The 18,377-nt window shown below is 41.6% G+C and carries 17 protein-coding genes; 11 read left to right on the plus strand and 6 right to left on the minus strand.

Going from position 1 to position 18,377, the window contains the following annotated elements; all coding sequences use genetic code 11:
* Window positions 1-74 precede the first annotated feature (74 nt).
* The 4 genes from GWP43_RS10740 to rlmN all read left to right on the plus strand — a co-directional run bounded on the left by GWP43_RS10740 (window position 75) and on the right by rlmN (window position 4,793).
* Window positions 75-1,772, plus strand: a complete 1,698-nt coding sequence (locus tag GWP43_RS10740; protein ID WP_162664154.1) for an FAD-dependent oxidoreductase — start codon at window positions 75-77, stop codon at window positions 1,770-1,772.
* A gap of 459 nt (window positions 1,773-2,231) precedes the next feature.
* Complete coding sequence (locus GWP43_RS10745; RefSeq protein ID WP_162664155.1) at window positions 2,232-2,564, plus strand: hypothetical protein; 333 nt, start codon at window positions 2,232-2,234, stop codon at window positions 2,562-2,564.
* Window positions 2,557-3,708: a tetratricopeptide repeat protein gene (locus GWP43_RS10750; RefSeq protein WP_162664156.1), complete on the plus strand. Its 1,152-nt coding sequence runs from the start codon at window positions 2,557-2,559 to the stop codon at window positions 3,706-3,708. The genes GWP43_RS10745 and GWP43_RS10750 overlap by 8 nt, the downstream gene beginning before the upstream one ends.
* A 59-nt stretch (window positions 3,709-3,767) precedes the next feature.
* Complete coding sequence (gene rlmN / locus GWP43_RS10755) at window positions 3,768-4,793, plus strand: dual-specificity RNA methyltransferase RlmN (RefSeq protein ID WP_162664847.1); 1,026 nt, start codon at window positions 3,768-3,770, stop codon at window positions 4,791-4,793.
* Window positions 4,794-4,938: 145 nt separating this feature from the next.
* Here rlmN and GWP43_RS14995 read toward each other — a convergent pair whose 3' ends face one another.
* Genes GWP43_RS14995 through GWP43_RS10765 form a run of 3 tightly spaced genes read right to left on the minus strand, consistent with a single transcriptional unit; the run spans window position 4,939 to window position 6,531 of the window.
* Window positions 4,939-5,280, minus strand: a complete 342-nt coding sequence (locus GWP43_RS14995) for an OmpL47-type beta-barrel domain-containing protein (RefSeq protein ID WP_230977677.1) — start codon at window positions 5,278-5,280, stop codon at window positions 4,939-4,941.
* A 28-nt stretch (window positions 5,281-5,308) separates the two neighbouring features.
* Entirely contained in the window at window positions 5,309-5,983 is a 675-nt protein-coding gene (locus GWP43_RS15000; RefSeq protein ID WP_230977678.1) for an OmpL47-type beta-barrel domain-containing protein, read from the minus strand.
* 44 nt (window positions 5,984-6,027) lie between these two features.
* Entirely contained in the window at window positions 6,028-6,531 is a 504-nt protein-coding gene (locus GWP43_RS10765; RefSeq protein ID WP_162664157.1) for an OmpA family protein, read from the minus strand.
* Between the two features lie 381 nt (window positions 6,532-6,912).
* Here GWP43_RS10765 and GWP43_RS10770 point away from each other — a divergent pair, with 381 nt between their 5' ends.
* Entirely contained in the window at window positions 6,913-7,737 is an 825-nt protein-coding gene (locus GWP43_RS10770; RefSeq protein ID WP_162664158.1) for an SDR family NAD(P)-dependent oxidoreductase, read from the plus strand.
* Window positions 7,738-7,838: 101 nt separating this feature from the next.
* Window positions 7,839-8,333, plus strand: a complete 495-nt coding sequence (locus GWP43_RS10775; protein ID WP_162664159.1) for a flavodoxin domain-containing protein — start codon at window positions 7,839-7,841, stop codon at window positions 8,331-8,333.
* A gap of 106 nt (window positions 8,334-8,439) precedes the next feature.
* On the opposite strand, the gene GWP43_RS10780 is transcribed toward GWP43_RS10775, so the two are convergent.
* Window positions 8,440-9,216: a MerR family transcriptional regulator gene (locus GWP43_RS10780; protein WP_162664160.1), complete on the minus strand. Its 777-nt coding sequence runs from the start codon at window positions 9,214-9,216 to the stop codon at window positions 8,440-8,442.
* Between the two features lie 122 nt (window positions 9,217-9,338).
* Between GWP43_RS10780 and GWP43_RS10785 the strand changes: the two genes are divergently transcribed.
* The 3 genes from GWP43_RS10785 (at window position 9,339) to GWP43_RS10795 (ending at window position 13,428) form a co-directional block, all read left to right on the plus strand.
* Window positions 9,339-10,751 carry a YfcC family protein gene (locus tag GWP43_RS10785; RefSeq protein ID WP_162664161.1) on the plus strand — a complete coding sequence of 471 codons (1,413 nt, stop codon included), beginning with the start codon at window positions 9,339-9,341 and terminating at the stop codon, window positions 10,749-10,751.
* A gap of 79 nt (window positions 10,752-10,830) precedes the next feature.
* The gene (locus GWP43_RS10790; RefSeq protein WP_162664162.1) at window positions 10,831-11,970 is read left to right on the plus strand and encodes an amidohydrolase family protein; all 1,140 of its coding nucleotides are present in this window, start codon (window positions 10,831-10,833) and stop codon (window positions 11,968-11,970) included.
* 66 nt (window positions 11,971-12,036) lie between these two features.
* Window positions 12,037-13,428 carry a YfcC family protein gene (locus GWP43_RS10795; RefSeq protein WP_162664163.1) on the plus strand — a complete coding sequence of 464 codons (1,392 nt, stop codon included), beginning with the start codon at window positions 12,037-12,039 and terminating at the stop codon, window positions 13,426-13,428.
* A 37-nt stretch (window positions 13,429-13,465) separates the two neighbouring features.
* On the opposite strand, the gene GWP43_RS15285 is transcribed toward GWP43_RS10795, so the two are convergent.
* Entirely contained in the window at window positions 13,466-13,993 is a 528-nt protein-coding gene (locus tag GWP43_RS15285; RefSeq protein ID WP_269138852.1) for a PD-(D/E)XK nuclease family protein, read from the minus strand.
* A gap of 4 nt (window positions 13,994-13,997) precedes the next feature.
* Window positions 13,998-16,226, minus strand: a complete 2,229-nt coding sequence (locus tag GWP43_RS15290; RefSeq protein ID WP_269138853.1) for a PD-(D/E)XK nuclease family protein — start codon at window positions 16,224-16,226, stop codon at window positions 13,998-14,000.
* 247 nt (window positions 16,227-16,473) lie between these two features.
* Here GWP43_RS15290 and GWP43_RS10805 point away from each other — a divergent pair, with 247 nt between their 5' ends.
* On the plus strand, window positions 16,474-17,736 hold the full coding sequence (locus GWP43_RS10805; protein WP_162664164.1) for a DUF2715 domain-containing protein: 1,263 nt from the start codon (window positions 16,474-16,476) through the stop codon (window positions 17,734-17,736).
* Window positions 17,737-17,792: 56 nt separating this feature from the next.
* Window positions 17,793-18,311: a hypothetical protein gene (locus tag GWP43_RS10810; RefSeq protein ID WP_162664165.1), complete on the plus strand. Its 519-nt coding sequence runs from the start codon at window positions 17,793-17,795 to the stop codon at window positions 18,309-18,311.
* Window positions 18,312-18,377 lie beyond the last annotated feature (66 nt).

Raw genomic sequence — 18,377 nt, forward strand, 5'->3', positions numbered from 1 at the left:
ATATATATTTTTATAATGACTTGTATAATGAATGGGCAGTTCAAATTGACTCTGCCTTTACCAGGAGGAATAATATGGCAAAAAAAGTTGTGATTGCCGGAGGCGTCGCAGGCGGAGCTTCCGCCGCCGCCCGTGTAAGACGTTTGGACGAAAGCGCCGAAATTATCATGTTCGAAAGAGGATCGAATGTCTCTTTTTCTAACTGTTGTCTGCCGTTTTTCTTAAGCAGAATGGTGCCTGCAAGTGAGAACCTCGTTTTAATGACGCCGGAGCAATTTAAAAAGCAATATAATATCATTGCAAAAACCTCGCACGAGGTATTAAAGGTAAATGCTGCGGCCAAAACGGTTACCGTAAAGGATTTGACTTCCGGCAAGGAATTTGAAGAAGCTTATGATGTGCTGGTGTTGTCGCCCGGTGCTTCGCCGATTGTGCCCGCTTCCGTTAAGGGGCATGATAAACCGCACGTGTTTACTGTACGCAACGTAGTCGATATAAAAAAGATAGACGATTATGTTCAGGCCAATAAGATAGACGATATTGCTGTTATTGGCGCAGGTTTTATCGGTATGGAAGTTGCAGAAAATTTCCGGCTTGCAGGGAAAAATGTTTCGCTTGTCGAAAAATTGGATCAGGTTATGGCTCCCTTCGATTACGATATGGCACAAATTCTGCATAAAGAATTGCACGATAAGGGCATTAATCTTATTCTGGGCGACGGCATTAAGGAAATCGGGAACGATTTTATTGTACTGGAAAGCGGAAAAAAGGAGAAAGCGCACGCCGTTATTATGGCGCTTGGTGTACGCCCCGAAACGGAACTGGCAAAGACCGCAGGAGTGACGCTCGGCGAAACAGGCGCCATTTTAGTTGACCATAATTACCGAACAAATGTAGACGGGATTTATGCCGTCGGGGATGCCATAGAAGTAACGCATTTTATTACCAACAAAAAGACACGCCTTACGCTTGCAGGCCCCGCCCAGCGGCAGGCTCGTGCCGCTGCCGACGATATGTACCGCATACCGCACAGAAACACGGGCGTTATCGGTTCTTCGGTTATCCATTGTTTTGATTACAATGCTGCCTGCACCGGTCTTAACGAAAAGGACTGCAAAAAGAACGGCATCCAGTACGATTATGTGTATGTTATTCCGGGCGATAAGGTCGGTCTTATGCCCGCCTCGAATCCGCTCTTTTTCAAACTTATCTTTGAAAAACCGTCGGGAAGAATTCTGGGGGCACAGGCTGTTGGAAAGGGTAATGTCGATAAGCGTGTCGATGTTATTGCTTCGTTTATCATGCTGAACGGTACGCTTGAGGATTTAAAAGAGCTCGAGCTGTGTTATTCACCCATGTTCGGAACCGCTAAAGACGTTGTAAATCATGCGGCGCTGGTGGGAATGAATATTTTGAACGGTGTGTTCAAACAGGTACCGGTTACGATGGTACGCGAATTAGTGGAAAGGAATGCCTGTATTATCGATGTGCGCGAACCGCGTGAATTCGAGATGGGGCATATTATAAACGCAGTCAATATTCCTTTAAGCCAACTCAGGGAACGGATGCACGAGATTCCGAAGGATAAACCTGTGTATGTGCATTGCCGATCCAGCCAGCGCAGTTACAATGCGATTTGTGCGATGCAAGGTCGTGGGTACAAGAATGTATACAATATCATGGGTTCGTTTTTGGGCTTAAGCGTATATGAGTATTTCAACGATATAAAAAACGGCCGGAAACCCATTGTTACGAAGTACAATTTTAATTAGGATCGTAATTTGCAGGGCTCCGATATGCCGGCAGAAAAAAAAGGTCTGTCCAAATTCGATATTTTGAACCTTGTCATTGGTTCGATTATTGCGATGTATCGTCGTTTAAGCTTTCGGTGAATCTCATCAATGTAGGACTGGTGATAGGCGCTCTGTTTACTCCGATTGCGCATTTTTCGCTTTCAGGATGGCTGTATCTTATTTTCGTAACCTCGGGCGGTATTTTAGGGAATATGCTTTTGAAGAAGATGAAGCGCAAAACATCGTACATGCGGAACTAAACAAGTTAGTTTTGTTTCCCATCAGCTAATTAAGGCACCTTCTTAAAACAGATTTTCGTGCAGCAAATGCGGGGGCTTGCAATAAACGCACCTATCTTATAGAATAAGTGCATCAGTATTAAAAATAAATCGTTCTGTTTTTCAGAAAAGTTTATGAATTTATTAAAGACGAAGCAAAATGGAATCGGACAATAAGCATTTTATTAAAGTAACGGAAAACGCACTCACTCCTCTCAGTTCTGAACAAAAGGTAGTATTAAACCGGCGCGGGAACCAACTCTTTAACGAAGGCTTTATAAACGAAGCTCAACGTATCTTTGTTACGACCGGTTATTCGGACGGGCTTACAAGAGTCGGCGATTACTATATTGCGCATGATAATACACTGGAAGCACTCCGCATGTATTGTCTTGCGAAAAATAAACGAAAATCCGACCCGATTATTGATTCGCTTGTTCGGCTCATTAGAGTGTTAATAGATACTGAAACAAAAGGAGTAGAAAATGTTTGAAAGTATTGAAAATGGTTATTCCGAGCAGACCGATTCGTTATTTCCTGCTCAAGAGCTTCCTCACGCAGAAGGAACCGATGAACTTACAAAGCTTTCACGCGAGGGCTACCTTCTCTTAAAAGCAAATGAAATTGATCGGGCAGAAGCTGAATTTAAAAAAATGTTGGAACTTGATGAAAACAATAATTATGCCCTTGTCGGACTTGGGGATGCCGCACGAAAGCGGAATAAATGCAAAGAAGCCGCAGAATACTATAGTGAATGTTTACGGCACCATCCGGGGAATAATTATGCTTTGTTCGGATTAGCAGATTGCTATAAAAATATGAATTTATATGCTAAGGCAATAGAAATTTGGGAACAGTACCTTGAGCATGATAATGCAAACATTACCGTCTTTACCCGCGTTGCTGATGCATATCGAAAGATACATGATTTTCAAAATTCAAAAAAACTCTATTTGAAAGTACTTGAGATCGAAGAGAACAATCCTTATGCGCTCATCGGCTTGGGGCACCTCCATTATGATTTTAAAAAGTATCGAGAAGCGCTCGTTTATTGGCAAAAGATTTTTGATCAAAATCCTGAAAATGTCGATATCCGTATCTTAACATCGATTGGAAATTGTTACCGAAAGATGAAGCAATTCGACCGCGGTGTGTATTATTTTGAGAAAGCGCTTGAAAAAGATCCCGATAATTTTTACGGACTTTTTGGTCTTGCCGATTGTTATCGTGGTATGAAGCAGCAGCAACATTCAATAAAATACTGGGAAGCAATTCTGAGTAAAGATCCGAATAATAAAGTAATTCTTACCCGTATGGGCGATGCATACCGGCACATCGGCGATTATGAAAAAGCCGAGCAGATTTATCAGCGTGCGCTCGATATCGATTATGATTCTTATGCGATACTTGGGCTTGCGATTCTGTGCAAGATACAGGGAAAATATGATGAAGCAATAACCAGTTTAACGCATTTGTTGCAGGCGGATCGGAAAAACTATCGTATTTACCTTGAACTTGCCGACTGTTATATTCACATAAACGAAAAAGCCAAAGCGATTGAAGTACTGCAAGCGTTCCAACAGTACGGCATTAAAAACCAAGCAGTAAGCGATACCCTTTTTTCATTACAAAATTAAGGCAGTGGTGATTGGGACAGAGCGATAACGGCATTGTAAAAAAAACAGCCCTTTCGGGAATGCTGCCGGAAGAAATTGATGCAGTATGCAATTTACCGCAACGCTTTCACTCTATACAAATTTTTCAATGGATTGCGCAGGGGTGTTCGTCGTTTGAAGGTATGACAAATCTTCCACTTAAAGTGAGGGAACGACTTACCGATGAATATACGCCGTGCGATACTGTATGCGAAACCGTGTTGAAAGATCCTGACGGTACGGTAAAACTCGGAATAGGCTTGCATGACGGCAGCAGCATTGAAACGGTACTGCTGTTTGATAAAGCTTCGCGTAGGACTGCCTGTGTTTCCTGCCAAGTCGGCTGCCCGATGGGCTGTACCTTCTGCCAAACAGGCCAGCTCGGTTGTTTGCGTAATCTTAGCCCCAACGAAATTGTAGAACAATTTTTGCATCTGGAAAAAATCTGTGGTAAGTTGGACAATATCGTGTTTATGGGCATGGGCGAACCGTTATTAAACCTCGACAGTATCGCAAAAACTATAGCCGTTCTTACTCACCCCAAGGGCAGAAACCTTTCACACAGGCGGATAACGCTTTCCACGTCCGGTATCTGCAAAGGCATTTATGAGCTTGCAGATAGCAAACTCGATATTCGCCTAGCCGTTTCGTTGACGACCGCGGACGAAGACTTGCGAACAACCTTGATGCCGGTTACAAAAGCAAATCCGCTCAGCGAATTAAAAAAGGCAATCCGCTATTTTAATGATAAAACCGATAAGCGGGTAACTCTGGAACTCGCGCTGCTTAAAGATGTAAACACTTCCTATAAAGCTGCGCAGCAAGTACGCGCTTTCGCCGAAGGACTCAACGTTCATATCAACCTTATCCCGTGGAATCCCGTGCAGCAATTACCGTATAACACTCCTTCCGATTCCGAAATACGATCATTCTATAATTATTTAACAGCGGAAAATCTCAATGTAACAGTTCGCCAAAAGCGTGGCAGAACTATCGGCGGCGCCTGTGGGCAATTAGGTAAAAAAGGACGTACCGAACCGAAATACTCCGGTACAAAGCAAATCTAACTATATTTTTAGAAATCTCAGCATATAAAAAAAGCACCGACTAATCCTGGTCGGATTAATCGGTGCTCCGGTTAACTAAAGGTTAAGTTTCAACCGCTAAAATAGCGCAGCTGAACAACACTGTTGAAGTTTCAGTGTACCCGATTTATTGACCATCGGCGGGAACGCTCCATGTCGCCGGTTCGTTTCCCTCTCTGTCGATAATCTCTATGTCAGATGCAGGAGTGATCTTATCTACGTAGAACTTGTATGAGACGGGCTCCGATACGTTACCGACGTTATCAATTGCTTTTACATCGATATTGTAAACAGTGTCGGTAGAAAAATGGAGCGGCTCGATATACTTAACGTAATCGGCATCGTTGATTTTGACATAAAGTGCATCAACACCGGAAAGTTCGTCGGTCGCACCGAATGCCACCGATTCTTTGGTTGAAACGATAATACGTCCCTCTTCGTCAACGACATCGGAACTCGGGAAAATCATGTATGCATCATCTTTATTGATAAGGCGATCACTGTTTTCGATAAAAAACAGTCGGAGCGGTTGTATCAACGATAACGGATGTTACCGAAATAGGAGCTAAGTTGCCGACGTTATCAACAGCTGTATAATATATCTTTGCAGGTCCTCCTTCTTCGCTTATAGAGTAATAAGCACCTTCATCTTCTTTCCCATTACCATGGAGTGCTAAAGAATCCAAATCTGTGCCGATATAAGCTCCCGCAGTCCCGGAACCGGTTAAATCATCGATTGCCGAAATATACCATTTTGTCTCTGCAGAGCAGTAAGCAGCTAAACCTTTATAAAATAACGGTTCAGTTGTATTCAGCGTCGTTTTGGGCGCAGTATTGTCGACAATTACCGAAAGGGTTTTTGCAACTTCAAGGTTTTTGCTGTTATCGAAACCACGATATGAAATATCATGTTTACCTTCTTCCAAGATCTGGAAGGGATTGCGATAAGTCATAAAGCTCGAACCGTCCAGTGAGAATTCGACAAAATCGAGACCCGTCTCTTTATCTGCCGAATTAAGCTTAAAGAATACATCGCTGTTGACAAAATGTTTATCACCGTTACGGTATTGCATTGCCGCGCGTTGATAATCATGGGTCATTGTTTCAGGCACTTGTGCCCAAACTGAGAAGCAAAGAGCCGCAAAAGCAGCGGCAAAGAGTGATTTCTTCATAAATCCTACCTCCAAATACTATAAAAGATGACTCCGCATCTTTTTTAATAATAAATTTCAACTCTGCGGTTGTGTTTCCGTTCGGAAATTTCCGCATGAGATCCTGCGGGGTGCTCAGCCCCTTCCGCCGATATGGTAATATTACCCGCTGTAAAGGCTCCGGTTGATTCAAAATACTGTGCGACGGCATACGCACGTTGTAACGACAGTTTTTCTTCTTCTTTTGTGCTATCCAATTTTGCACAATGTCCGACAATTTTTATCTGTGTTACATCCTTCGCTTTCAACAGTTCGGCAATACTGTCCAACTTATGCGCGGTGAACGTATCAATCTTATACGTCTTCGGAGCAAAATAAACCGTCGTTTCGTTGCCGGTATTATTTTTCTCGCTTTGCTGCGGCTCATCTATTTTCTCTTCCGCAGGGGCATTTTCAACCTGCTGCGTTTCTGCAACAGGCTTTTCTTCCTTCTGCTGCTTAGGTTGTGTAGTACATCCCATCACAATTACCGCGATCAGCAACAGAAGAATACCTTTTAGCTTGCTCAAATTTTGACCTCCTCAAAATTTTTGTATTGTATAAAGGAAACTTTTGAAAACTAAAGTCTCTAAAAGTTCCATCCAGTTTTATAACTTCTCTTCAAACCGTTTAGTACTGTTATTATTTTAAATTGACATTTTTTACTGGGATTCAAAGAATATCGGCCGATACTCTTGCCAAAAGATATGTTATTGATAAGTGAAGTATTCTCTTACCGTTCGTAAGCTTTATATCCAAGGTGCTCCTACACCATAGATGTTATACTATCATCCCCATTTTTTTGTCAAGCCTCTTTTTTAAAAAGCCTATTTCTAGCTGAGTTTTTTTTGTATATTATGCATTATCATAGCTACGGTAGCGTGCAAGATTCGATAGTATGGGGTAACACAATGAATACGGAATACGGAAAAAAGGCAAAAAAAGTCGCAGTGGTAACGGGCGGAACAAGCGGAATCGGCTTGGAAACGGTCAAAGCTTTAAACAATAGCGGTTATACTGTGTATACCGTCAGTAGGCGCACACTTAACGGTCAAGTACCTGAATATGGCGAGCATTTTTCTGCGGATGTAACAGATGAAGATGCACTGATCAAGGTCTTTGCCGAGGTATGGGAACGGGAAGCTCGATTGGATGTATGTGTCTGTGCTGCCGGTTTCGGTATTTCGGGAGCCGTTGAGTTTACGAAGCTTGAGGATGCAAAAAAACAGCTGGATGTAAATTTTTTCGGCGCTTTTTTAACGATGAAGACAGCCGCTTCATACATGAGGAAGCAAGGCTTTGGAAAGATTCTTGCGGTGAGTTCGGTCGCAGGAGAAATTGCCATTCCCTTTCAGGCTTTTTATTCCGCATCCAAAGCAGCGCTTGGAAAATTATTGGAAGCATTTGCCGCCGAAGTTTTTCCGTTTGGTATACAGTGTGCGCTTATTATGCCGGGTGATGTCGCGACTCCGTTTACGGATGTTCGTAACAAATCGAATGCCGGTAACGATGTGTATTTCGGAAGAATCACAAAGAGTATCTCAAAGATGGAACGTGATGAACGGCATGGCATACCGGCGGATAAACTCGGTTCTTTTATTGCATCGTTAGCGGATAAAAAGCGGATTGGCTTCTTGTATCCCTATAACGCTCCCTATGCTCTGTTGATAAGCCTGTACCGTTTACTACCTCGCCGTTTAGCCCTCTTTATTGTCCGAAAGCTCTATGCCTGTTGAAGAAAATAAGACTTATTCTTGCTTTTTCTATAGGAATGATTATATTATAGTTACAGTTGATGTGTCAGTAATGATAAATCCATCATCAATAGGAGCGTTATATGAGCAAAACAGGAATTTTTTATGCAAGTAAAGGCGGCGTAACCGAAACTTTTGCAAAGCAGATTGCGGAAAAGCTGGGAGCCGATTTGCATAATATGAAAGATACGAAAGTTGATGCGATAGCGGACTATCAGAATGTCGTGCTGATGTCCTCCAGCTATTTTTTCGGCGCCTTAATGGAAGATTGGGGCGGTAAAGTAAAACTGCTGCACACAGTTGATTTTTCCGGGAAGAATGTCGCGATTGTCGGCGTTGGAAGCCAAGAACGCCATCCCGACAGCTTTTGCTCCGGAGCTGCGGACTTCTATGATAAGCTTCGCTTCAGCGGCGCCCGCTTTGTCGGTGATGTATGTCCCTGCGGATATGAATTCCAATTCTCCCGTATGGAAAGAGGCGGCAGAATGCTCGGTCTGTGCTTGGACAAGGGCGATGCTAAAGTGAACGAAAAAATCGACGAATGGGTAAAAGCCGTTCAGCCGGTATTTGCAAAATAAGTTTCGCCTGGGAACCTCTAAAAACGGCAAGCCTATCGGCTTGTTCTGTAATGAAATTCATTAAGTTATCCGCTTTGTGGACTGTGAATCAGTTTTTAGAGGTTCCTTAAAGTATTTCTATATAGGCTTTTAGATAATCTATTCTTTGATTGCGTATGCTTTCGCTTATTAAATAGTTTACGAGAATTTTTCCCGTCCTATGTCTTTTATGTATTATTTTTAGCTTTTCAGGGATATTGTTTAAGAAATTTCGATTTACAATTTCTTCTACAAGAAAAACAATATAACGCTGTTTTTCAGTTTTTTCCCAAAGAATTTTATCCGTTTTATCGGGATATTGCGTAATAATACCCCTCTCATCATCATTAATATCCGAGCTGTTAATGCAACGTACATAGAGAGAAGGATTATTCGCGTATTGTATGAGCTTTTGCTTGTCTCCGTAATCAAACTTTACAACATAGTTAAAGGGTATATCTTCATACGCATATTCTGTATTTTTTAGCTCTTTTATGTTTTTTATTTGTCGGTTTTTTAAAATAATTTTTTTCAACATTATTTTATAATTGTTTATTTTTGTTTCAAAGTCTGTATAGGCATCATTAAGTATTTTTTCGTAATCATTTAAATTTAACATATTAAACCGGCGCATCTCTTTTATAGGAATACCAAGATTGCGATAAAACGAGATTTCGGCAATATTGACTAAATCTGCAACCGAATATTTTCTATAATTATTCATACCATCTTGATTAACAGGAAAAATATTTTCCTTTTGCCAATACCGTAATGTCGGACAGGAGATATTTAAAAGCTCCGAAACTTCGCCGATTGTTAAGTCCTTATTCATAGAACGAAATAATAATAAAATTTTTGTTGACATTCAAGTTACTTTAAGCTTTATGATGAATCTAAAGAACCGGTTACCTTAAATAAATGGCTATTGAATTTTTTATAAGAGAGCTGCGGATTACCTGCGCTTCTCATTTTACAGGAGGTATTTGTATGTCTGACACTGTGGTAGCAAAAAAATGGTTTGAACGTATTAAAGTTCCCCATACCTATGTAATTCTCATAAGTATTCTTATTATTATGACCATCCTTACCCACATCATACCGGCAGGACAATATGAAAGAGTAAAGGAACCAATATCCGGAAAAATGGTCGTCGTTCCCGGCAGTTTTCAATTTATTGACACTAAAGCTCCAGGATTTTTTGATATATTTCTCTCTTTACAGAAAGGGTATGTCGATGCAGCCAATATTATGTTTTTAATTATATTTGCATACGGATTTGTATATGTACTGGTAAAAAATGGAACGATGGATGCTTCTCTTGGAGCACTCGTTAGACTTGTCGGTAAACATGTACAGCTTATGATTCCGATAGTCATGCTTGTTCTTGGAGTGTTAAGTTCAACAATGGGGATTTTTGAAGAGGTATATGGTCTTTTCCCTGTTTTTGTAGGAATAGCAATAGCGTTAGGTTACGATGCAATAGTCGGTGGTGCAATGGTATATCTGGGGGTTACGATCGGATATGCCGCAGGTACTTTTAATCCGTATAATGTCGTTATTGCTCAAGACGTGGCAGGCGTGGCCGCTTATTCGGGATTAGGATTAAGAATTGCGGTTTTTGTTGTATTTGAAGCTGCTGCAATATTTTATATAATGCGCTATGCTGCAAAAATAAAAGCAACTCCTGAAAAATCGATACTATACGGTTCCGATCCTTATATCATAAAAGAGAAAAGTATTGAGGAACTGACAAGTATAAAAATGACCGGAAGGCAAAAAGTTTGTTTGCTTATCTTTTTTGTTACCTTAGGTATATTATTATATTGCACGACTCAACTTGGTTGGTATATTGACGAAATAGCAGCCATGTTTCTAATGATGATGATATTTGCAGGCATTGCGAGCGGTTATTCCGCTACGGAAATATGTAAGACATTTATCGAATCTACAAAGTCTATGGTATCATCAATGTTAATTGTAGGATTTACCCGTGGGATTTTAATTGTTATGAAGGACGGAATGATTTCAGATACGATTGTCTATTATTTGGTATCCCTACTTTCGGAAACAAGTAAATATATATCTGCCTTTGGAATGCTCTTCTTGCAGAATATCATAAAATTTTTTATTACGGGTTCTTCCAGTCAAGCGACAATTACAATGCCGATTATGGCTCCTACTGCTGAACTAATCGGTTTAAGCAAGCAAATAGCCGTGTTGGCCTATCAATTCGGTAATGGGTTTGCGGAAATGTTTTGGCCTACCTCTTGTGCTTTAGGCTGCGGTTTAATGGGTGTGCCGATTGATAAATGGTATAAATTTGTTACGCCGCTCTTTGTTATCGTGCTGTTGCTGGAAATAGTATTTATGACAATTGCGGTAACTATAGGGTATCATTAATAATAAGGAATTTCTAAAACGTCAGTTTTTAGAGATATTCAATAAGTAACGATATATTAAATAGAGGAGAGGAGTCATTATGCTTATAAAGAATGGAAATATTTTAAACTTTCAAGCCGGCGGATTTGTTCGGCAAGATATTAGAATTATTGATGGAAAAATAACCGAAATTGCAGAAACATTGGATGCCGATAAAAATGAAGAAATTTGTGATGCTTCAAATAAATATATAACACCGGGACTGATTGATGCTCACAGTCATATTTGCATTAGTGAAGAAGGCCGCGGAGCGATCGGAGATGATTGCAATGATTATAGTGAAGCAGTTATGCCGTATCTTGATACAATCGATGCAATATATCCCTTCGATTCTGCTGTACAAGAAGCAACTGCTCACGGGGTAACATGCGCTTGTGTATGTCCCGGCAGCGATAGTGTAATTGGAGGAATGAATAGCGTTATCCAATTATATGGCAGAACAGTTGAAGAGATGTTGATAAAACGGAAAGCCGCAATAAAATGCAGTTTCGGCGAGAATCCGAAAAAGGCCGGATATGTTTTTAAGTCGAGAATGGGAAACGCGTACCTTTTGCGTAAATGTATCGAAGAGAGCCTTGATTATAAATATAGAAAGAACGAAGCTTTGAAACGGGGCGATTATTTTAAGCGGGATATAGGAAAAGAAAATATGCTTTTAGCAATAGATAAAAAGATTCCGTTCCATGCTCATGCGCACCGTTGTGACGATATATGTACAGCTATAAGAATATGTAAAGAATACGATATTGAGTTGGTTATCATTCATTGTACCGATGGAGAAGCTATAATCGATCATTTGGCTGCACATAAATATCCTGTTATTCTTGGCCCAACCATGTACCCGCGCTCAAAATTGGAAAGCATGTCCAGAAGTTTTAAAACGGCAGGGATTTTAAATAAAGCCGGCATAAAAATATGTATTACAGCAGATCATGATGTTACGCCAATATATTATTTATCGGTTTATGCAGCGCAGTCCGTTCGCGCAGGCTTGGATGAAATTGAAGGTTTAAAATCTATAACAAAGAATCCTGCTGAAGTATTGGGCATTGATGATAGAAAAGGCGAAATTCTTGTAGGAAAAGATGCAGACGTGGTAATTTGGTCAAAACATCCGTTTGATTATGATACGAATGTTGAAACTGTATATATTGCAGGAAAACCTATAAGGGGTCGCTAAAAATATACCCGAGTTTTTAGCGATATCTCACAGTATAATCAGTGTAGTTCTAATAATGGAGCGGCTATGATACAGTTTAAGAATAAGCTTCTTAATATTAAAATGCCTCATACTTATGTGATATTAGGTATTATTTTGTTATCGGTTATAGCACTTGCATATATTATTCCGTCTGGAGAATTTGATAGAGTACTGGATGAAAGTTCGGGGAAAATGATAATTATTCCCGATAGCTTTCATTATGCAGAGGGTATAAAGCCTCATTTCTTTGATATTTTTTTGACGCTTCAAAAAGGGTATGTCAGTGCAGCCGGAATAATGTTTTTAATGATTTTTGCTTATGGTTATGTATATCTGTTGATTGATAACGGAACATTAAACAGTGTGATAAATATTCTTATAAAAGCGTTGGGTAAAAAAACATATTTGATTATTCCGGTCAGTATGCTCATCTTTGGTGTCCTTGGTTCAACGATGGGAATTTATGAAGAAGTATACGGTATGGTGCCTGTCTTTATAGGGATTGTTACTGCCTTAGGATATGATGCCGTAGTAGGAGGCGCTATAGTGTTTGTCGGAGTTGCTACCGGATTTGCTGCAGCTACGACAAATCCGTTTTCAGTAGGTATTGCGCAAAGTATTGCCGGCATCAGTATGTATTCCGGGATTGAATATCGAATTTTAATTTTTATTGTATTTGAAGTAACGGTTATTTTATATCTACTGCAGTACGCAAGAAGAGTAAAAAAAGATCCTAAAAAGTCTATTTTATACGGCGAAGAACGGACGCTTATTTTCCCTTTTAAACAGAAAGAAGCTGTTATAACAGTAAGACAAAAAATTTGTTTGATGTTGTTTGTTTTTACAATCGCTATGTTGCTTTATGGGACAACCAAACTGGGATGGTATATTAATGAAATTGCGGCGATGTACCTTATGATGATGATTATAACCGGAATAACTTCAGGATATTCGACGGATAAAATATGTAAAACTTTTATTAAATCGACTCAAAGTATGGTAGGCTCTATGATGGTTGTAGGATTTACCAGAGGTATTGTATTGGTAATGCAAAATGCAAAAATATCCGACACAATTGTTTACTATTTATCGAGTATTTTATACGGACGAACAAAATATATATCCGCCATTGGGATGCTCTTTATTCAGAATATAATAAATTTTTTTATTACCGGTTCTTCAAGTCAAGCTGCAATTACAATGCCTATTATGACTCCCGTCGCCGATATTATACATTTAAGCCGTCAGACAGCCGTATTGGTTTATCAATTTGGAGACGGTTTCTCAAATATGTTTTGGCCTACAGCATGTGCCGTTGAATGCGGTCTTATGGGGATACCAATAAATAAGTGGTATAAATTTATGGCGCCTTTATTTTTGATTATGGTAGTATTGCAGATTATCTTTGCCGCTCTATCGGTTTTGGTGTACGTTTAAATCTAATGTATACTATTAAATACAACAGATATAAGTCTTATTCCTCAACGGTAAAGGTTGTTCTGCAAATAGTGTGAAAGGGGCATCCCATACAATCTTGCCATTGTACGGCTGCCGGTTTTCTAAAGTCTTCCATACCGACCTGCTGCGCGTACGCTTGAGCAATTTGTAAAAAAGCCTGAATCGACGGTTCAAATTCTTCCCTCGTTTTAGAAGAACGGGCACTTCCCTGAGGTATCACCTCTTTATCGTTGACGATGTATTTTTTATCTTCCTTGGTGATACCGAGGAAAAAAGCATGAAGTACTTCCTGTTTCAGTCTATTTTCTGCAAGGAAGATGTACATCGGCATTTGGAAATCTCGCATAGCTTCCGAGGTATAGTCTGTAGCGGACGGAACCTTGCCGGTTTTATAATCAATGATAACGGCGCGGCCTTCAGCTTCCTGATAGGCGATGCGGTCTACGAGTCCGTGATAGAGGATGTCTCCGCTCCGGTACTGCAGCTCGCCTTCTATCATATACGGCGTATAACCGTCCAGTTTTTCCGCGTCGAACGTAAGCACAAAGTCAACGCTTTTTTAAACTGCGCTTTTTAATCGATTCGATAAAAGGCGCGGCAAGCGGCCCTCGGAAATCGGTTTGGCTGTGAACGGTCTCATTAAATATCGATTCAGCCCACGTCCTATAATCGGCGAGATGCGCAGAGATAAACACCCTATCGTTTTCCCGTATACGCTGATAGAGCCGCTCCAAAATACGGTGGCAAATGATACCGATATAGCGCGGATTGAAAAGTTCCGCATCAGTGTCTTCTTCGTCGATGGAAAGCGCCGACGACAAAAACCATTGAGCCGGACAGTCGGAAAAAAGATGTAAGCCGCTTTGACTGATGCGGAATGCCCCGTCCGTATAATGTCCGGCCTTGAGCTTTTCCGAAAGTACCGGCAGACTGCCGTTAAAAGGTTCGGTTAAAAAGGAAAAGCCGCGCGCTTGTTTAATACCGGCGAATTGTTCAAATCCTGCTTTTTGTACGGAATACAGCGCTTCCGGCGCAGGTTCTTCCCGTTTAAAGAAGCGATATTCCTGCAAAAGAGAGTCGCTGTTATTCAGGTCGGGGCGGGGAGCAAAGGCGGTAAAAATGCCATTGCTGACGGTAAAGCCCGAAAAGGTTTGTTCGGAAACGGAAAAGCGCACGGCGCCGTATGTTGCATACACCGCAAAAAAGGCCTGCGTTGCATCTTTTTCGACAACGCCGAGTTCTTCCCGTTTGTCTTTCCGTAAGAAGGGAAGTTTTTGATAGATCACCCTGCTTGCTTTTTGATTGCAGTTGAGGACAAAGTGATGCGCAAAGGGCGTTGCAGCCGCGACTCTAAACGGAAAGATACTGACCGCTCTTCCGGTATTTTGCGGTACATAGATTTCGCGGGAAAGTTGAGCGGTAAAAAAGCGATAGGGTTGTGCAGGCAGACAGTCGGCAAAATCCTCTTCAAGCTGTACCAATTCCTGCATCAGTGTGATACAACGGCCGATGACGGCATTGTCTTCGGCTGAAAAGCCGTCGGGATTCAGATACTGCGCTCGAAAGAGGATGTACTGCCGCCTCATTTCGGAAAAGCTTTGAGCCTGCACGAACCGCTCCGCAGCTTTCATAAAAGGGAGGAGCCATTCCTTTGCCTGCTCTTTTTCTGCTTGCTCCTCCTCAGCACTGCTATGAGGATTATACGGAATAGGGAGTTTAAACGCCTCCTTCCAGACGTTTTTATAGTGTCCTTCATCCTTCCACGAAACGAGACAGTTGTTTTTTATGCCGAAATTGATGAGCGCCTGTATCTGCGCGGGATGCTTCCACGGAATATGAGGATTGAGCAGCAGCGGTTTAAGGCTTTCAAACGAGTAATGTTCCTGTACGCACTGTTCAAGCAGCGGAAAGAGCTGCCCTGCCTGCTGTTCGCCGAGTTTAAATCCGAGCCGAAATTCCGCAGGGATATTCCGCAATGCAAACTCCCGCTTGAGATACGGTACGGTATCTTCAATACCGGCAATGCTGAGCGCAATATCATCGGCGGGAACTCCGGTTGTCAAAATCTGCTCAACTGCGAGCGCGGTTGACCGGATTTCTTCCCGCATGGTGCCGAATTGGATAAGCGGCGTTGTTTCGGCTTTAAAGGCAGGGGCGGGGAGCATCGACAGTTCCGGCCGTTCTTCCAATAGACTGCGATACTCGTCAAAATCTTCCATTAATTCGGGATACAGTAAAATGTACTGTTGTGCATGAGGAATAAATTCCGCCCCTGCCCAAGAAGGTTCAAAGAGCCGGTGCGCATCCAAAAATTCCGTATATGCTTTTTTCAAAATCCGTAAATCGGAGAACTCGGCATCTTTACCGGCTTTATGCTGCGCCGCGCGTTTTTCCCAGTGATCCAACTGCGGCAAAATACCGGCAATCCATTGCGCAAATATAGCGCCGTCGGCTGCGTAGTCCGCCGGGATGATGGTCTGTAGAAAGGGTTTTGCCGCCGCAGCATTGTCGGCTGCAATATGATGCGCAAAGAGCAAGCGGATAATCTGAGACGCCGGGTTTTTATTTTCCGCTTGAGCGATACAGCACTCCGCCTTAAAGGTATCCCATGCGATAAACAGTTCGGCAGGAACTGCTGCAAGGCCGGTCAACGCAAGCGCACGGTGCATCCAAAGCCGAGCTGCAATCCGTGACGGAAACACAAAACACGTGCGGGCGTCCGTACCGTAGCGGCGGATACAATCTTCTATAGTGGAACAGCCGGATATGATGCGCATAACAACCTCTTAAATATGTGAAACCTCTAAAAATCTAGCCGACTTTTTAGAGATGCTTATGATCTGGTTTTTATCAGCGATGAAAGCTCAATAATGTATTATACACAAAAAAATCGGATTGAGCATCTCTTAAACGCAATTAGCGGTTTGCTTTACTTTTGCCCTGTAGGATAGTATAATAAGCGCATCGGTTCGCCTAGTCGGTGCATTTAAATTAAGGGATACATGAAAACGGAGGGATGAATAAATGCGCAAATTTTATTTTGTATTACTTCTTTGTTTTTTCTCTGCGATTCCCTGCTTTTCACAAGAAACGGCACTGCAGTCCAATGATACAGCGGAAGTCGAACACCGAGAACATGATACGAGCAGCGGGCAGCCGAACAATACTGCGCCATTGCAGAAGAAACACGCCGGATTTGACGAATATCTTTTTGCGCCGGCTGCCGGCATGGGTATCGGTTTTGAGCTTTCTACATCAAAAAATACATTGGAACTTCCGTTCGTCTTAGGCCCTTCAATTAAATTCGATATGCAATTTTCCCTTAGATCCGGTTTTTCGTTTTTACTCTTAAATGAAGTATTTTTTCCGCTTGCCTACACCGCAACAAACAAGGATTCTGCACAAGCGGGTTATATTCCGGTGTGGCATGGCGGGGTATTGTTCGGATATACTCACGGAGTAAAAACCGATTTGGAAATTACGGCAGCAGGCGGTTTGGGCGTGATGTTTATCTTACCTGAACTCGTAACTCAATTGAGTATTTCAAAATTTTTTACCGAAAAATACGGACTGTATTTCACATTAAATAATAAATTTGTTTTTTTACCTGCGGCTTTAGCGGACGATGGAAAAATGCGAGCGATGAGCACGGTAGATGCCGCCTTGGGAGCTTCCTTCCGTATCTATCCGAAAGAAAAATCGGTTACAGCTCAGCCTACGGTAAAATCTAAAAAACAGCGGAAGCGGGTTTTTGAACAGTATGTATTTGCACCGTCATTTGCCTTGTCAACGGTATTTTTAGGGATACGGCCTGATTTGTATATCATTATGGGACCATCACTTAATCTTGATATGATCTTTACAAAAGAAAAATCCGGTTTCAGTTTTTTTATCCATAATAATACGGCGGTGTGGTTTACAACCTATCCCAAAGACCCTGATGAACCGACACCGAAATTGGTATCTTTGCCGCTTACTCTGTTTCATTTTATGTTCGGGTATACTCACGGTAGAGGCAGTAATTTTGAAATCTCCGCGGGTATCGGCCCGGGATTTGCGCTTTCTCCTGCTCATTTTTTCAGGCCGGTCACACTCCTGCCTGCCGTCAGCACGGAAATTGCATTCACAACATATTTTTCAAAAAAATACGGGTTATATGTTTCGGCGCTTAACTCGTTTATATTTATTCCTTTCGGTTCATACAGGGGATCTGACGGGAAAAGAAAAACAAGCTATTTATTTATCGATATGCTCAATATCAGCATTGGGCCTTCGTTCCGCTTATAAAGAGCCGTTCATTTTCCACTACTATCGGGAAACATCAAGAAATGGAGGTTTGAGATATGAAACATCTACGATATTATTTATATTTTTGCATATTGTGCATCAGTGTGATGTCATGCACAAGTACGCCGGCTACCGGAGCGCTTTACTTTCCTATTACCGTATTAGCCGGTGTTGCCGATTTAACGGTTTCAACGGCTGGAGAAATACAAGCAGATGCTAGTGATAAAACCGAAGCCTTTGCAAGAAATGCAAGAATGCTGAATAAGGATTTGACTTTTGATGAAACAGAGAAGCATACTCAAAGAGAATCTCCGTCCGAATACGATTATCTTTCAAACATTCAGTTACAACCGCGGAGGGACAGTGCGGAAACGGTGAATCAGCAAAAAAATGATATGGAGCCTGTTTCTTCGATACGATTGCAAAAAGGCGAGTCATTTTCTACGCCGATACCGGTGCACAAGAAACTAACGGTTGTTGTTGAAAATAAGGATAGTAATGAACTAAGGTTTATGTGTACCGGTAAACAGTTCGTCTTGCAGCAGGGGGAAATGGTGATGCTGCATTTTCGATAAATGATAAACGCCGCTTGTCATCACAGTAGCTGCAAACGCCACCAAGCTCGCAGAGTTTAATGAAAC

It is taken from the genome of Treponema vincentii, assembly GCF_010365865.1.
Classification (GTDB): domain Bacteria; phylum Spirochaetota; class Spirochaetia; order Treponematales; family Treponemataceae; genus Treponema.

What these genes read in the sequence shown, in the direction of transcription:
- GWP43_RS10740 (WP_162664154.1), top strand. Translation starts at nt 75, where the DNA reads ATGGCAAAAAAAGTTGTGATTGCCGGAGGCGTCGCAGGCGGAGCTTCC.
- GWP43_RS10745 (WP_162664155.1), top strand. Translation starts at nt 2,232, where the DNA reads ATGGAATCGGACAATAAGCATTTTATTAAAGTAACGGAAAACGCACTC.
- GWP43_RS10750 (WP_162664156.1), top strand. Translation starts at nt 2,557, where the DNA reads ATGTTTGAAAGTATTGAAAATGGTTATTCCGAGCAGACCGATTCGTTA.
- rlmN (WP_162664847.1), top strand. Translation starts at nt 3,768, where the DNA reads ATGCTGCCGGAAGAAATTGATGCAGTATGCAATTTACCGCAACGCTTT.
- GWP43_RS14995 (WP_230977677.1), bottom strand. Translation starts at nt 5,280, where the DNA reads ATGATTTTCCCGAGTTCCGATGTCGTTGACGAAGAGGGACGTATTATC.
- GWP43_RS15000 (WP_230977678.1), bottom strand. Translation starts at nt 5,983, where the DNA reads ATGAAGAAATCACTCTTTGCCGCTGCTTTTGCGGCTCTTTGCTTCTCA.
- GWP43_RS10770 (WP_162664158.1), top strand. Translation starts at nt 6,913, where the DNA reads ATGAATACGGAATACGGAAAAAAGGCAAAAAAAGTCGCAGTGGTAACG.
- GWP43_RS10775 (WP_162664159.1), top strand. Translation starts at nt 7,839, where the DNA reads ATGAGCAAAACAGGAATTTTTTATGCAAGTAAAGGCGGCGTAACCGAA.
- GWP43_RS10780 (WP_162664160.1), bottom strand. Translation starts at nt 9,216, where the DNA reads ATGTCAACAAAAATTTTATTATTATTTCGTTCTATGAATAAGGACTTA.
- GWP43_RS10785 (WP_162664161.1), top strand. Translation starts at nt 9,339, where the DNA reads ATGTCTGACACTGTGGTAGCAAAAAAATGGTTTGAACGTATTAAAGTT.
- GWP43_RS10790 (WP_162664162.1), top strand. Translation starts at nt 10,831, where the DNA reads ATGCTTATAAAGAATGGAAATATTTTAAACTTTCAAGCCGGCGGATTT.
- GWP43_RS10795 (WP_162664163.1), top strand. Translation starts at nt 12,037, where the DNA reads ATGATACAGTTTAAGAATAAGCTTCTTAATATTAAAATGCCTCATACT.
- GWP43_RS15290 (WP_269138853.1), bottom strand. Translation starts at nt 16,226, where the DNA reads ATGCGCATCATATCCGGCTGTTCCACTATAGAAGATTGTATCCGCCGC.
- GWP43_RS10805 (WP_162664164.1), top strand. Translation starts at nt 16,474, where the DNA reads ATGCGCAAATTTTATTTTGTATTACTTCTTTGTTTTTTCTCTGCGATT.
- GWP43_RS10810 (WP_162664165.1), top strand. Translation starts at nt 17,793, where the DNA reads ATGAAACATCTACGATATTATTTATATTTTTGCATATTGTGCATCAGT.